Origin of the sequence: Peribacillus simplex (assembly GCF_001542915.1) — a bacterium.
GTDB lineage: Bacteria > Bacillota > Bacilli > Bacillales > DSM-1321 > Peribacillus > Peribacillus simplex_B.
The window spans coordinates 393,582-407,523 of record NZ_LNNH01000012.1 but is presented as its reverse complement, the minus strand read 5'-3'; the positions used below and the strand labels follow the sequence as shown (position 1 = coordinate 407,523).

The following is a 13,942-nucleotide window of genomic DNA, read 5'->3' as shown; positions in this document are numbered from 1 at the left end:
ATGATATGATGATCGGAAAAATTCTTATCGCAAACAGAGGGGAAATTGCATCACGCATTATTCGTACATGCAAGAAAATGGGCATAAGCACGGTTGCGGTCCATTCGGAAGCTGATGCCGATGCGCCATTTGTAGGCTTAGCGGATGAATCTCATTCATTGGGCGGCTCGAGAGTTCAGGAAAGCTATTTAAACGTCAACAAGATTTTGGAAATCGCTAAAAATACCGGAGTGGATGCGATTCATCCGGGATATGGATTTTTGAGTGAAAATGCAGATTTCGCGCGTTCATGTGAAGAAGCTGGTTTACAATTCATTGGTCCGAAACCGGAAGTGATCCAGCAAATGGGTAATAAAGTAGAGGCTCGGAAAAAGATGGAGCAAGCGGGTCTTCCGTTGGTTCCGGGTTTTTCCCGACCATTGATCGATGCTGCTGAAGCGGCAGCCGTTGCCGAAAGGATTGGTTATCCCGTCATGCTGAAGGCGGCAGCGGGTGGCGGAGGGATCGGCATGCAGGCCGTTTCCAATGAAGATGAGCTTTCGAAAGCATTTGAAGGAAATCAAAAACGTGCCCAATTGTTTTTTGGCAATGGAGATATGTTCATTGAAAAATTAATTGAAAAGCCGCGTCATATCGAAATTCAAGTTTTGGCGGATACTTTTGGCAATGCCGTTTACTTGTGGGAAAGGGAATGTTCCGTTCAAAGGCGCCACCAAAAGGTCGTGGAGGAGGCACCTTCATCTTTCCTGGACGAAGAGACAAGGAATAAAATGGGGTTGGCTGCCGTTAAGGCGGTAAAGTCGATCGGCTATAGCAATGCAGGCACGCTTGAATTTTTGGTTGATGGAGATAAAAATTTCTATTTTCTAGAAATGAATACGCGCCTTCAGGTTGAGCATCCTGTCACGGAAGAAATTACCGGATTGGATTTGGTTGAACAGCAAATTAACATTGCATCCGGCAAAAAACTGGATTTCACGCAAGCTGACATTAAAAAGCATGGACATTCCATTGAAGTGCGCATATATGCCGAAGATCCGAAAACATTTTATCCGGCACCAGGGACGATTACAAGCCTGAACCTTCCTGAAGGCGATGGAATCCGTCATGAAATGGCGGTTCACGGCACCTCCGTCGTGTCGCATTTTTATGACCCGATGATTGCCAAATTGGTCGTGAGCGGTGATTCGAGGGATAAAGCCATCGAGAGGTTAAGAGAAGCATTGGATACTTATAAAATAGAAGGCATTAAATCGAACCTTCCCTTGCTTTTGCAAATCATCTCTCATGACGCTTTTGCCAAAGGAGATACGACTACCGATTTCATAGATAAATATATTAAAAAACTAACCGTATAAAACGTGACATAAAAACATATATGATCAGGAGGAATGAAGGATGGCAGAATTAAAAGCGAGCATGGCAGGAAGCGTATGGAAAATCGTAGCGAATGAGGGGCAAAGTGTAACGGACGGGGAGGATATCGTCATTTTGGAATCAATGAAAATGGAAATCCCGATTGCGGCAGAGGGAGCGGGCACCATTAAAGAACTTAAAGTGAATGAGGGGGATTTCGTCAATGAGGGTGACGTATTGGCCGTCATCGAATAAAGGAGGAATAAAATGAATTGGCCTGAAAAAGTGACGATTAAGGAAGTCGGTCCGCGGGACGGTCTGCAAAATGAACAAGTCATCATACCAACGCAAAACAAAATTGATTGGATCGATCAGCTCTCTGAGACAGGTCTTTCTTATATAGAAGTGACATCCTTTGTACACCCGAAGTGGATTCCCCAATTGAGCGATGCCGTCCAGGTGGCAAAGGGTATAAAGCGAAATCCTGATATCACCTATGCCGCACTCGTCCCGAATGAAAGGGGGCTTGAGGCGGCGCTTGAGGGGGAAATTGATGAAATTTCAGTTTTCATGTCATCAAGTGAAACCCATAATCTTAAAAACATCAATAAATCGATTTCCGATACCCTTCCAATATTGAAGAAGGTCATCGATGGAGCAGCAAATAGCGGAAAAACGGTCAGGGGGTATGTGTCAACCGTTTTCGGCTGTCCATATGAAGGGGAGGTATCAATGGAACAAGTCTTCCGGGTGTGTGACCAATTGTTTGACTACGGAATCAGTGAAGTGTCACTGGGAGATACGATAGGGGTTGCCTCGCCAAGACAGGTTGCCTCGTTCCTTGAAAATGCCGTGAAAAGATATGATCTCAGCCGAATTGCCCTTCATTTCCATGATACAAGGGGCATGGCATTGGCCAATGTCCTCCAAGCGCTGCAGTATGGAGTCGACACCTTCGATTCTTCACTCGGTGGTTTGGGCGGCTGTCCATATGCACCAGGTGCGAGCGGCAATGTTGCTACGGATGACCTGGTCCATATGCTACATAATATGGGGATCCAAACAGGAATCAATCAAGAAAAACTAATCAAGGCAGCCTCGATGATGCAAAGCTGTTTGGAGAAACCTTTGCCTAGCCATCAGATGGCTGTATATAACGCGCAATAAGACGATAGGAGGGTAACGGATGACTTCGTTGATTGACATAAGCCGTGATGATAAGGGTATCGCCATCGTCACATTAAATCGGCCTGATGCTGCCAATGCTTTATCGACGGAATTGCTTCATAATCTACTTGAGGGCCTGAATGAATTGAAATCGGCAGCCGATTTACGAGCAGTCATAGTAACCGGATCCGGTGAAAAGGCATTTTGTGCAGGTGCGGATCTAAAGGAACGGGCAGGGATGAATGAGGATGAAGTCAAGGAGACGGTGAAGCTGATCGGCGATACGATCACAGCCTTGGAGAACCTGCCAGTCCCGGTCCTTGCTGCCATTAACGGCTCGGCCTTTGGCGGCGGTTTGGAGCTTGCGCTGGCTTGTGACATACGCCTTGCCTCGGAAACGGCAAAGATGGGACTGACGGAAACGTCATTAGGTATCATTCCTGGGGGAGGCGGTACTCAGCGCCTGCCCCGAATAGTCGGAATGGCGACGGCAAAAGAGCTTATATATACGGCAAAGCGTCTTGATGCAAAAACGGCACATGAACTGAAAATCATCAGTCATCTATATCCTGCCCAACAATTGATGGATGAAGCGAAAAAGCTGGCAGCCGAAATTGCCCGCAACGCTCCATTAGCGCTCAGGGCGGCAAAAGCGGCGATGAATCAAGGGGTGGATACAACCCTCGAAAACGGACTGCAAATTGAAAAAGACTGCTATCAGACAACTCTAAAAAGCCGTGACCGACTGGAGGGCCTGGCAGCATTCAAGGAAAAACGCAAACCGGTATTTATGGGGCAGTGAGCTCGAATGAAGGAGGAAAATCGATGGTGACGACTGATAAATTAACGGAAACGGTAGAAACGATCAAAAAAGGCGGTTTAGAAAAATATCACCAAAAAAATGCTGAAAAAGGAAAGCTTTTCGTACGTGAACGTCTGGAGCTCTTATTTGATGAAGGGGTTGAAATAGAGGACGCCTTCTTTGCCAATTGTGCCAATGATGGCCTTCCGGCGGATGGGGTCGTTACAGGAATCGGAAAAATAAATGGTCAGAGGGTTTGTGTCATGGCCAATGATTCGACCGTTAAAGCCGGCTCTTGGGGAGCAAGGACTGTCGAGAAAATCATCCGCATCCAAGAAACCGCAGAAAAACTGCTGCTGCCGCTACTATACTTGGTCGACTCTGCAGGAGCAAGGATTACCGATCAAGTGGAAATGTTTCCGGGACGCCGCGGTGCAGGACGCATTTTTTATAACCAAGTGAAGTTATCCGGAAAAGTTCCGCAAATCTGTCTATTGTTCGGTCCTTCAGCTGCAGGAGGGGCATATATCCCAGCTTTTTGTGATATTGTCGTGATGGTCGAGGGGAATGCTTCGATGTATTTAGGTTCACCGAGAATGGCGGAAATGGTCATTGGCGAAAAGGTGACCGAAGAGGAGATGGGCGGGGCTAAAATGCATTGCTCCGTTTCAGGATGCGGAGATGTGCTGGTGAAATCGGAAGAAGAGTCGATCGCGTTTGCCCGCAAATACTTAAGCTATTTTCCAGGAAATTATCAGGAAAAGCCTGCACCTGTGAAACCTGAACTTCCAGAGCAATTTGACAAGACGTTGGAGGAATTGATTCCGAAAAATCAGAACGCCCCCTTCAATATGTATGATTTGATCGACCGGGTCATAGACAAGGAGTCGTTTTGTGAAATCAAGAAGCTTTTCGCCCCCGAATTAATTACCGGGCTCGCCAGGCTGAATGGGAAGTCCATTGGGATCATTGCCAATCAGCCGCGTGTCAAAGGCGGGGTATTGTTTCATGATTCAGCAGACAAGGCAGCGAAATTCATCAATTTATGTGATGCCTTCCATATACCGCTATTGTTCCTTGTGGATATTCCTGGATTCATGATTGGGACGAAGGTCGAGCAGGCAGGCATCATTCGCCATGGTGCGAAAATGATATCGGCCATGAGTGAGGCCACGGTGCCTAAGATTTCTGTCATTGTCCGTAAGGCTTATGGCGCCGGGCTATATGCGATGGCCGGCCCCGCTTTTGAACCGGATTGCGTTCTGGCCCTGCCAACGGCGCTGATCGCCGTCATGGGGGCGGAAGCTGCAGTCAATGCCGTTTATGCCAATAAAATCAATGCAATGGAAGCGGAAGAAAGGCCCGCCTTCATCGCCCAGAAGCGAACTGAATATAATGAAGACATTGATATTTATCGTTTAGCATCCGAGATGATCGTTGACGGCATCATCCAGCCCAATGACCTGCGAGCGGAGTTGAGTGTCCGGTTTGAGGCGTATGGAAGCAAACAATTGACGTTTACGGCGCGCAAGCACGGAGTCTATCCCGTCTAAATAGGCACAAAAAAAGTCCGGTCATCATCATGATCGGGCTTTTTTTTGTGGGTTAAAGCCAAAATGAAAGATTTTTTGAACAATAAGAAAATTTCTTTTCGTTTGAAGTTGCTAAATGATCGCTGAAGGAGTACTATAATTAGTAATTAATGATTTACTAATTACCTCAGTCCCATACTTAGTGAAAGAAAGTGAGAGTTGCCATGGACCAGCATGAAAAAAAGAAGTATATTACTCCGGATGGATACACCGCGGATATTGCGATCTTTACGATTACGACCAAGAAAACGGCTGAAAAGGCACCACCTGAAATGTTTTTGAAGCTATTATTGATCAAACGTGCCACAAATGACAAAGAAGGAAATCCGAATATTGATGGAGGTAAATGGGCGTTGCCTGGCGGCTTTGTGAATGCCAAGGAGACGGCCTATGAAGCCGCCAAACGAGAATTGAAGGAAGAAACGGGTGTAGCGGGATTCCATGTCGAGCATTTCGGTGTTTATGACCGGCCAGGACGCGATCCGAGAGGGTGGATCATTTCCAACGCCTTTTATGCCATCGTGCAGGAAGAGTTTCTCCATCATAGAAAAGCGAGTGACGATGCAGCGGAGGTTGAATTGTTCACGGTGCAGGAAGCTTTGCAATTGGAGCTTGCATTTGACCATGAGTCGATCATCCATGATGCAATGAACTTACTGAAAAAGGAAATGGTGCAAACGACGATAGCACAAAAGTTCCTGCCAGAAGAGTTTACTCTATCTGAATTGCAGCGGGTCCTGCTGACAGCAAGAGATGATGCGAAGATAAGCGCGGATTCGCTTTTTTATGCCAAGGCGCCTAAACTTCCGTTTTTGGAGAAAGTCTTGGATGAAAAAGGCATGCAGAAGAAAACAAAACGCAATTCATATCGGCCATCACAGCTTTACCGATTTAATGCAGAGGTTGTCACGGACTCCATTTATTATTAAAGGGGGGAATACCTGTAATGGGAAAAAAGGCATTGATCAATATCGATTATACGTATGACTTTGTGGCGGATAAGGGAGCATTGACCTGCGGGAAACCAGGCCAGGATATCGAGGAGGTACTTGTCGGTATAACCAAGGAATTCATCAAAAATGGCGACTATACCGTATTTGCCATTGACTTGCATGATGAAGGAGACCGCTTACATCCTGAAACGAATTTGTTTCCACCGCATAATATTAGCGGTACAATGGGTAGGGACTTATATGGGAAGCTAAAAGAAGAATATGAAGCAAATAAAAATCGAAGTAATGTTCATTATATAGATAAAACACGTTATTCGGCATTTGCAGGAACGGAACTTGATATCCGCCTAAGGGAGCGGCACATCACCGAAGTGCATTTAGTCGGGGTGTGCACAGATATTTGCATTTTGCACACGGCAATCGATGCTTACAATCTAGGCTACAATATCTTCGTATATGAACATGCAGTGGCTTCGTTCAACGATAAAGGCCACGAATGGGCGCTTGGTCATTTTAAAGGATCTCTTGGCGCAACCATTCTATCATAGCCAACATGCAACAGAATAGAAGGGAAGTATACGCTTCTCTTTTGGGAGGAACTATCCATGGAAAAAAAGTACAACGACGACAGTTACGCCTTACACACCGATCTATACCAAATTAATATGGCCCAAACATACTGGCAAGATAAAACTCATGAGCGAAAGGCCGTTTTTGAGATATTTTTCAGGAAGCTTCCATTTAACAGCGGCTATGCGATTTTTGCCGGACTTGAAAAAATCGTTCATTACCTGCAAAACTTCTGCTTCTCTGAAAGTGATATCGACTATTTGAAAAACGAGCTGCATTATGATGAGGAATATTTGGATTATTTGCAAAACATAAGTTTTACAGGGACGATTCGCTGCATGAAGGAGGGGGAGCTCGTCTTTGGCAATGAACCGATTTTACGTGTGGAAGCACCTCTTGGTGAAGCCCAGCTGATTGAAACGGCTTTACTGAACATTGTGAACTATCACACACTCGTAGCTACGAAAGCCTCGCGCATTAAACAAGTCATTGGTGATGAGTCCGCCCTTGAATTCGGTTCAAGAAGGGCACAAGAAATGGATGCGGCCATTTGGGGAGCGAGAGCCGCCTATCTTGCTGGTTTCGATTCCACAAGCAATGTCCGTGCGGGTAAACTGTTTGGCATTCCAGTTTCAGGAACGCATGCCCATTCCATGATCCAGGCTTATAAAGATGAATATACGGCATTCCATAAATATGCCGTTTCCCACAAGGATTGTGTTTTCCTCGTCGATACGTATGACACTTTGCGCTCAGGCATCCCAAATGCAATCCGGGTCGCCAAGGAGCTGGGGAATAAAATCAATTTCATCGGCGTCCGCCTCGACAGCGGCGACTTAGCTTACCTATCGAAGGAAGCAAGGCGAATGCTCGATGCTGCTGGTTTCCATGATGCGAAGATTGTTGCATCCAATGATTTGGATGAATACACGATCATAAACTTGAAGCAGCAAGGCGCCAGAATTGACATTTGGGGCATCGGAACCAAATTGATCACAGCTTATGACCAGCCAGCGTTGGGCGCGGTCTATAAAATGGTTTCAATAGAGGGCGAAGATGGGAATATGAGAGATACCATCAAAATTTCTTCAAACCCTGAAAAAGTGACGACACCCGGCTTGAAGCGGGTATACCGGATCATCAATAAAGTGAATCACCATGCTGAAGGCGACTATTTGGCCATGGAATATGAAAAGCCGCAGGATCAAGAAAAACTAAAAATGTTTCACCCGGTCCATACCTTCCTTAGTAAATTCGTCACCGACTTCGATGCGGTTGATCTGCATGAGGATATTTTCAAGGACGGCCGTTTGATCTATGATTTGCCATCCATTGATGAAATAAAGGCCTTCACGAAAAAGAATCTCCAAGTACTATGGCCAGAATACCTTCGTGCACTCAATCCTGAAGAATATCCGGTGGACCTTAGCCAGGATTGTTGGGATAATAAGATGAGGAATATTGATGAAGTTAAAGCAAATGTAGAGAGAATGCTTAAGAAATGATCAATCAATTTCACTAAGAAAGAGGGTCTATGTGAATGCGTCCATTACAAAAAGAAATCGTAACGAAATTGCTAGTTCAACCAACGATCGATCCTGAAGTTGAATTCAGGAAAAGTGTGGATCTTCTGAAAGGATATTTGAAGAAAAATACATTTCTGAAAAGCTTTATACTTGGAATATCCGGAGGGCAGGATTCGACTCTGGCTGGTTATATCGCCCAGACAGCTGTCAATGAACTGAATGAAGAAACGAACGGAAATGAATATAAGTTTGTCGCTGTAAGCTTACCATATGGTGTCCAAGCCGATGAGGATGATAGGCAGCTGGCGTTGAAATTCATCAAGCCAAGCCAAACGGTCACCGTCAACATCAAGGCTGCCGTCGATGCATCCGTTCAGGCTGTGGAAGACGCTGTGCCCGAAAAACTATCGCATTTCTTAAGGGGCAACGTCAAGGCACGCGAACGGATGAAGGTGCAGTATGATTTAGCAGGTCTATATAAAGGTGTCGTGCTTGGAACAGACCATGCAGCTGAAGCCATCACAGGTTTCTTCACGAAACATGGAGATGGCGCTGCCGACCTGATCCCATTGTACCGATTAAACAAAAGGCAAGGAAAGGAAATCCTGAAATTCGTCGGTGCTCCTGAGCGCCTATATACGAAAGTTCCAACTGCCGATTTGGAGGATGACAAACCGCTGATTCCGGATGAGGTGGCATTGGGCGTTAGCTACGACGAGATCGATGATTATCTTGAAGGGAAAGAAATCAGGACGGAAGCTGCCGAAATCATTGAAGGATGGTATACTAAAACCGAACATAAACGCAATGAAGCGATTAACGTTTACGATACTTGGTGGAAATAAAGGCTAGATGAAGCCGGGAATCCTCTCCGGCTTCATTGGATGAATATAAAAATCCCGCATCTGTTTTTTTGATACGGGATTTTTTTAGGCAAACACCTTTACTAAAACATCAAGATTGAAAAATAATGTACCGACAAAAGGGTGTATTACATGTCCACCGTCAATATGGAACTATCTACATTGATTAATGAAACTAGCAAGGAACTGGAATTCTCGGGTGTAATTGGCGTGAAGGCGGAAGATAAGCTAATTTATTGTTCGGCACACGGTTATTCCAATCGATCGGACGAAATCGTGAATACGACGGAAACAAGGTTCGGAATCGCTTCTGGCTGCAAGCTGTTCACCTCGATCGCGATTTGCCAACTGATTCAAAATGAATTACTCACATTGGACTCGCGAATAAATGAATGTCTATCGTTCGAGTTTCCACATTTCCCCCCACAGATAACGATCCATCATCTTTTGACACATACTGCCGGTATTCCTGATTACTTTGATGAAGCTGTGATGGAGGACTTCGAAGAGCTATGGCAGAAAAATCCGATGTACCATATAAAAAAATTAACGGATTTCCTGCCAATGTTTCAGGATAAGGCGATGATGTTCAAGCCAGGGGAAAGATTTCATTATAACAATGCCGGTTATATTTTATTAGGGTTGATCGTAGAGCAACAGTCACGACTTGAATTTTCCGAATATATCGATAAATTCATTTTTCAACCCTGTGATATGAAAGGTTCCGGTTACTTCTCCCTGGACAGTCTGCCTGAAAACACGGCACTCGGGTACATAGACGAAGCGGACGGAACATGGAGAACGAATGTATATTCGCTTCCTATCAAAGGCGGGGCGGATGGTGGGGCGTTCATTACGGCAGCGGATATGGTCAAATTTTGGGAAGGTCTCTTTTCCAATCGATTGCTGAATCGAGAATATACCCATGTATTATTGCAGCCCCACATTTCGACGGACGCTAAAGGCAATTACTATGGGTATGGGCTATGGATCAGCAAGAAAAATGGCGAGATATTCAAATATCACATTATGGGATATGACCCTGGTGTAAGTTTCCATTCCGCTGTCTATCCAGCCCACCGCCTCACAACCGTGATTTCTTCGAATGAAAGCAGCGGCCCATATGATATAGCTTGCTTGATCGAGAATGAACTATAACGGTAGGAAGATTTATTATTCATATGCATGGGTATTATAGGGGGTGAAGAGCATGCTGCCTGCGCTATTTCCGATTGCTATAGTAGGCCTTGTCGGGCTTGTTGGTTTTAAAATGTTTTTCAAAAAAAAAACGCCTTCTAACGGGTATACACCTTACGATGATATGGTGATGGGGAGAAAAGATGAAGGAAAAAGAGAACAGCGGGCACAAATTTCAAACCTTGGAGAATGAAGGGCTGGCTGTTTTTAAGTAAGCCCCTTGCTATAAAAAGATGGAAAGGACCGATCAAAGAATTTGTATAGTTAAATAGCTTGAAGTAGAGTATATTTAATATACATGAATCTAACTGGTAGTTTAGGGTGGAGGGTCTTTTTACGTTATGAAGGCAAGATATGAACTGGCAAACATGAACTTAACATTGAGTAATGTCACTTTGCGCAATGCAGCGGATAGTTATGTTCTTTTGAAAGCGGCAGATGAGCAAAAGAATGAAATTACGATCAAGCTTTCCCACGCTCAAGCTGAATTTTTAGAAGCGGAATTACGGGAAGTGAACCGCCGTCGCCGGGAAAATGGTCCAGACCTATCTGGGTACGATCGGGAACATATTGATGACGACGATTCGTTTAATTTATTCAGTATTGATATATTTAATGAAACTAAACCGAAGGAATGAACACGATTATTTCGCCTGAAACCTGTTTTTGGGTGTACATAATTGCCGATAAAGCTAAACAAGGTGACACTTCGTTACCTTGTTTTTGATTGCGTGAGGAACTTTTTTAGCACAAGGAATATCGATGAGGCGACAGCAAAAAACAGGAAAAATACGATAAAGCCCCAAAGGCCTACTGCAGCATCTTGAAATTCCATATTTCCCCTGCTGGTAAGGGCTTGCTGTATTTCAATTGCGAACACCAACACGACCATGACGGTAAAAGTATATAGAAAAGAAAGGATTGTAATCCCAAAGCGCATCCGGGAAATGATGGTCGATAAAATGAATACGAACAAAAAGATGATGATACCGATGATTCCCATGATCCAAAAATGGAGATCTTTGTCCGTTGCATTCGAATGTAACGTGTCACTCACAAAAAACAGGATGAAATCGTGAAGATTATTTACGATTTCTGCTAATATCTCGATGAATTCTTTCATTTTTCACACCTCCAATCCTTAGATTATAGCAGGTTATAAAACTATATAGAAGTGGAAGGTCATGTCATGAAAAAAGCAAGCTGAAATGTCATGGCAGCCAATACATAGTAGAAAGCTGGTGTATCCCATGAACAATATAATCATGCCCATAGCGATAGTAGCGTTACTCGTTTTGGTTGGTGTTTTTATGTATAAGATTATAAAAAAATGAGTGGTGGATAAATTTCAGCGTTGGAGGATAAGAAATGAATGACAAACATAATCATGATGTAACGATAATCGATTTTATGAAAACGGGACATAATACTTGTTTTGTTAAGGTATCCGGTTTTGATGCTGGAATTGAAAAGAAATTTGAAGGCGAAGTAAAGTTTGTCGGTGATGTGCCCTATGGAGATCTGTTACATCCCGAAAGGTCACATTTGTCTGGAAGCTGCAGCGAATTCGTGCGGAGCGTTTTAATGCACAAGTATAACGAAGGACAGTTTGAATAAATCTTTGTTTAAGATTGGCAATAAAATGCTTATGAATATCGCTAAAATAGGATATTGGATATTTTTCCCTATTTATCTCCTGGACCTCAATATCTTATAATCTTACATAAGGAAAATATATAGGTGATAGAAGAAATACACTATTTACGAGGTGAGTTTCATGGTTTATGCAGATATTTTGAGTCAAATGCATTCTGCAATATCCAGTAAAAAGGCTAATATAAATGAAAAAATTGACCGTCTAGTAAAGGCGAAAAACGAAATTATGGAAGAACAAAGTATGTGCCTTAACGAAATCAGGAACATAAAAACTCCCGAGCTAGGAAAAAACTGGACAGGGGAGCGCTCGGATAAATTTCAGGAAGCCCGTCAGGACGCTTATCAGGTGATGTTCGGTGTCATACATGACGATTATGATGATTATCAATGGAAAATCGAAGCGATGATCACCAAGCTCAATGCCGAGAATACGCTTCTGAGTATAGCAGGGAATATAGCCCAAGAAGCCGACCACCTTTTAAACAAAGGAGAAGAGGCATTCGAGCAGGTGGAAAGTAAAATTGCCGATTTAAAAAGGCGGTTGTTCTAACAGAATATCGCAGATAAAACCCGCTGTATTGATTGATAAATCCGAAAAATCGTAGATAATACTGCCAATTAGGTTCAAATATCCTGAATTTTGGGGTTGAAACGACAGTTAGAGCGATAACATTCCATTTCAGGGGTTAAACAGCAAGTACCGAAAAAAGGATTTTTTAAATTATGGCTACTTGTCCACACCTTCCATCAGTCCAAGCATATACAATAGTAAGGAGGGTGTTAGGATGAAGACAAATTGTTGTTATGTGGAGAAATGTTATGAGAAAAATGACCCTTGTACTGTATGGGTTCCTAGAAAATGCTGCAAATGCAATAAGTGCAAAAACAAACACCGGTATTAATAATATTTGGGTGAAGCAACTGTGTAAAGCAGTTGTGAAGTAGGGACTGTCCGAGGGACTGTCCTTTTTTTATTATGAATCAGGAAAAATGGACGATATCATTTGAAGAAGAAAAAACACCCAACCGTGATGACTGAGTGTTTTTGCTAATCTTTTTTTAAGATTTCCTTGCTATGTTGAATGATTTCTTTATTTTTGTTAATGGCTTCCACATTGTTTAGCTTGACATGGTCGGTGATCAATTCGTTATCTTCCATATATTCAAGCAGCAATTCGACGGATTTATCCAATAATCTTTCCAGAGAGATATCCCTTTCTTCTGCCAAACGAGTGAGCCTGATATGTAAATGAGTTGCCAGTGATGAAGCGAGAGGATCTCTACCTTGGTTCATGTGCATTCCCCCTTTACCATTACTAGTTCTATTATATTGCTTCAAGAGCTCGAAGGCAAAATAAAGTCATTGATCAAAGCTTATTCATATTACGGAGGGGAAATAAGGGGAATGGAATAAGCTTATTAAGATGCAAGGATCTCCTTTTGAAAGATAAACGCTGTATAATGAAGGTATATTTTACATTAGAAGGAAAATCATTTGGACCATTCCGGCGGATTAATTGGACTTTTTGCAATAGTACCAATATTGTTATACCTAGGCCTTCTTATTCTCAGTATTTATTTTGTTATAAAGATAATAAAATTCATCAATGCCAAAACTAAATTGGATCAGCAAAGAAATGAGAAGCTTGATGAACTGATCAAGGTTATTGGGAACGGCAACGAAAAATCGGAATAACAAAACTGAAGCACAATCCGCTTATGGATTGTGCTTCAGTTTGTAGACAAAAGGGGTTCGGAATTAAAAAATTCCGAACCCCTTTTGAAATTCCTTTGAAATTTTGACCAAAGGTTACGAGATTTGGGCTCTTCGAGCCACTATGTTAAGCCGTTTTAGGACCTTGCCATGTCCAAGTGGCCATCTTCTTTACATTCATGGCAGCGAAAGTAAGCATCGCCTGCATCGACAATTTTTTAAGTCCCCTTAAAGTAGTCCAACGCATACCATGCTTTTCTTTTGCATCTGCGAATACACGCTCAATCGTTTCTTTGCGTTTCGCATATATAGGTTTTACCTCTTGATGATGACGCAGATGATCTGCTTCTTCCACATATGCTTGCCAGATATGCCGTGTCACTACTTTTTGATGGTCTTTGCTTTCCGTACACCTTGATAAAAATGAGCATGTTGCACAAATTTGTTTGGGCGATTTGTACTCGCGATAGCCCTCTTTATTTGTTGTTGAGTACTTTAAAGTTTCTCCCGAAGGGCAAAGGTAACAATCAAAGTGTTCATCGTAAA

17 protein-coding genes are annotated in these 13,942 nt (G+C 43.2%); 14 read left to right on the top strand and 3 right to left on the bottom strand.

Features of this window, described 5'->3' with window-relative positions; all coding sequences use genetic code 11:
* Window positions 1-8 precede the first annotated feature (8 nt).
* The 12 genes from AS888_RS07095 (at window position 9) to AS888_RS07040 (ending at window position 10,664) form a co-directional block, all read left to right on the top strand.
* Window positions 9-1,358: an acetyl-CoA carboxylase biotin carboxylase subunit gene (locus AS888_RS07095; protein WP_061141458.1), complete on the top strand. Its 1,350-nt coding sequence runs from the start codon at window positions 9-11 to the stop codon at window positions 1,356-1,358.
* Between the two features lie 40 nt (window positions 1,359-1,398).
* Window positions 1,399-1,611 (top strand): acetyl-CoA carboxylase biotin carboxyl carrier protein subunit, encoded by a 213-nt coding sequence (locus AS888_RS07090; protein ID WP_061141457.1) that lies wholly within the window; start codon window positions 1,399-1,401, stop codon window positions 1,609-1,611.
* Window positions 1,612-1,623: 12 nt separating this feature from the next.
* Window positions 1,624-2,523, top strand: a complete 900-nt coding sequence (locus AS888_RS07085; protein ID WP_061141456.1) for a hydroxymethylglutaryl-CoA lyase — start codon at window positions 1,624-1,626, stop codon at window positions 2,521-2,523.
* A gap of 19 nt (window positions 2,524-2,542) precedes the next feature.
* Window positions 2,543-3,325, top strand: coding sequence for an enoyl-CoA hydratase (locus tag AS888_RS07080; protein WP_061141455.1), 783 nt, complete (start codon window positions 2,543-2,545; stop codon window positions 3,323-3,325).
* A 23-nt stretch (window positions 3,326-3,348) separates the two neighbouring features.
* Window positions 3,349-4,878, top strand: a complete 1,530-nt coding sequence (locus tag AS888_RS07075) for an acyl-CoA carboxylase subunit beta (protein WP_061141454.1) — start codon at window positions 3,349-3,351, stop codon at window positions 4,876-4,878.
* Between the two features lie 203 nt (window positions 4,879-5,081).
* Entirely contained in the window at window positions 5,082-5,846 is a 765-nt protein-coding gene (locus AS888_RS07070; protein WP_061141453.1) for an NUDIX domain-containing protein, read from the top strand.
* A gap of 17 nt (window positions 5,847-5,863) precedes the next feature.
* Window positions 5,864-6,418: a cysteine hydrolase family protein gene (locus tag AS888_RS07065; RefSeq protein ID WP_061141452.1), complete on the top strand. Its 555-nt coding sequence runs from the start codon at window positions 5,864-5,866 to the stop codon at window positions 6,416-6,418.
* A 57-nt stretch (window positions 6,419-6,475) separates the two neighbouring features.
* Window positions 6,476-7,945: a nicotinate phosphoribosyltransferase gene (locus AS888_RS07060; protein WP_061141451.1), complete on the top strand. Its 1,470-nt coding sequence runs from the start codon at window positions 6,476-6,478 to the stop codon at window positions 7,943-7,945.
* A gap of 35 nt (window positions 7,946-7,980) precedes the next feature.
* Window positions 7,981-8,811 carry an ammonia-dependent NAD(+) synthetase gene (nadE, locus tag AS888_RS07055; protein WP_061141450.1) on the top strand — a complete coding sequence of 277 codons (831 nt, stop codon included), beginning with the start codon at window positions 7,981-7,983 and terminating at the stop codon, window positions 8,809-8,811.
* Between the two features lie 150 nt (window positions 8,812-8,961).
* Window positions 8,962-9,987 carry a serine hydrolase domain-containing protein gene (locus tag AS888_RS07050; RefSeq protein ID WP_061141449.1) on the top strand — a complete coding sequence of 342 codons (1,026 nt, stop codon included), beginning with the start codon at window positions 8,962-8,964 and terminating at the stop codon, window positions 9,985-9,987.
* Window positions 9,988-10,039: 52 nt separating this feature from the next.
* A complete protein-coding gene (locus tag AS888_RS07045) occupies window positions 10,040-10,219 on the top strand; it encodes a DUF3951 domain-containing protein (RefSeq protein WP_061141448.1) in 180 nt (59 codons plus the stop codon).
* Between the two features lie 148 nt (window positions 10,220-10,367).
* Window positions 10,368-10,664, top strand: coding sequence for a hypothetical protein (locus AS888_RS07040; RefSeq protein WP_061141447.1), 297 nt, complete (start codon window positions 10,368-10,370; stop codon window positions 10,662-10,664).
* A 74-nt stretch (window positions 10,665-10,738) separates the two neighbouring features.
* Here the strand turns inward: AS888_RS07040 and AS888_RS07035 are convergent, their stop codons facing one another.
* Window positions 10,739-11,149: a hypothetical protein gene (locus AS888_RS07035; protein WP_061141446.1), complete on the bottom strand. Its 411-nt coding sequence runs from the start codon at window positions 11,147-11,149 to the stop codon at window positions 10,739-10,741.
* Between the two features lie 245 nt (window positions 11,150-11,394).
* Here AS888_RS07035 and AS888_RS07030 point away from each other — a divergent pair, with 245 nt between their 5' ends.
* Both AS888_RS07030 and AS888_RS07025 read left to right on the top strand, forming a co-directional pair.
* Window positions 11,395-11,643: a hypothetical protein gene (locus AS888_RS07030; protein ID WP_061141445.1), complete on the top strand. Its 249-nt coding sequence runs from the start codon at window positions 11,395-11,397 to the stop codon at window positions 11,641-11,643.
* A 160-nt stretch (window positions 11,644-11,803) separates the two neighbouring features.
* Window positions 11,804-12,232 carry a YwqH-like family protein gene (locus tag AS888_RS07025; protein WP_061141444.1) on the top strand — a complete coding sequence of 143 codons (429 nt, stop codon included), beginning with the start codon at window positions 11,804-11,806 and terminating at the stop codon, window positions 12,230-12,232.
* 498 nt (window positions 12,233-12,730) lie between these two features.
* Here the strand turns inward: AS888_RS07025 and AS888_RS07020 are convergent, their stop codons facing one another.
* Window positions 12,731-12,976, bottom strand: a complete 246-nt coding sequence (locus AS888_RS07020; protein ID WP_061141443.1) for a hypothetical protein — start codon at window positions 12,974-12,976, stop codon at window positions 12,731-12,733.
* Window positions 12,977-13,523: 547 nt separating this feature from the next.
* On the bottom strand, window positions 13,524-13,942 hold a 419-nt coding region (locus AS888_RS24930), incomplete at its 5' end, for a transposase (protein WP_185113043.1).

Coding starts and splice junctions, on each gene's coding strand:
- AS888_RS07095 (WP_061141458.1), top strand. CDS start 9: ATGATCGGAAAAATTCTTATCGCAAACAGAGGGGAAATTGCATCACGC.
- AS888_RS07090 (WP_061141457.1), top strand. CDS start 1,399: ATGGCAGAATTAAAAGCGAGCATGGCAGGAAGCGTATGGAAAATCGTA.
- AS888_RS07085 (WP_061141456.1), top strand. CDS start 1,624: ATGAATTGGCCTGAAAAAGTGACGATTAAGGAAGTCGGTCCGCGGGAC.
- AS888_RS07080 (WP_061141455.1), top strand. CDS start 2,543: ATGACTTCGTTGATTGACATAAGCCGTGATGATAAGGGTATCGCCATC.
- AS888_RS07075 (WP_061141454.1), top strand. CDS start 3,349: ATGGTGACGACTGATAAATTAACGGAAACGGTAGAAACGATCAAAAAA.
- AS888_RS07070 (WP_061141453.1), top strand. CDS start 5,082: ATGGACCAGCATGAAAAAAAGAAGTATATTACTCCGGATGGATACACC.
- AS888_RS07065 (WP_061141452.1), top strand. CDS start 5,864: ATGGGAAAAAAGGCATTGATCAATATCGATTATACGTATGACTTTGTG.
- AS888_RS07060 (WP_061141451.1), top strand. CDS start 6,476: ATGGAAAAAAAGTACAACGACGACAGTTACGCCTTACACACCGATCTA.
- nadE (WP_061141450.1), top strand. CDS start 7,981: ATGCGTCCATTACAAAAAGAAATCGTAACGAAATTGCTAGTTCAACCA.
- AS888_RS07050 (WP_061141449.1), top strand. CDS start 8,962: ATGTCCACCGTCAATATGGAACTATCTACATTGATTAATGAAACTAGC.
- AS888_RS07045 (WP_061141448.1), top strand. CDS start 10,040: ATGCTGCCTGCGCTATTTCCGATTGCTATAGTAGGCCTTGTCGGGCTT.
- AS888_RS07040 (WP_061141447.1), top strand. CDS start 10,368: ATGAAGGCAAGATATGAACTGGCAAACATGAACTTAACATTGAGTAAT.
- AS888_RS07035 (WP_061141446.1), bottom strand. CDS start 11,149: ATGAAAGAATTCATCGAGATATTAGCAGAAATCGTAAATAATCTTCAC.
- AS888_RS07030 (WP_061141445.1), top strand. CDS start 11,395: ATGAATGACAAACATAATCATGATGTAACGATAATCGATTTTATGAAA.
- AS888_RS07025 (WP_061141444.1), top strand. CDS start 11,804: ATGGTTTATGCAGATATTTTGAGTCAAATGCATTCTGCAATATCCAGT.
- AS888_RS07020 (WP_061141443.1), bottom strand. CDS start 12,976: ATGAACCAAGGTAGAGATCCTCTCGCTTCATCACTGGCAACTCATTTA.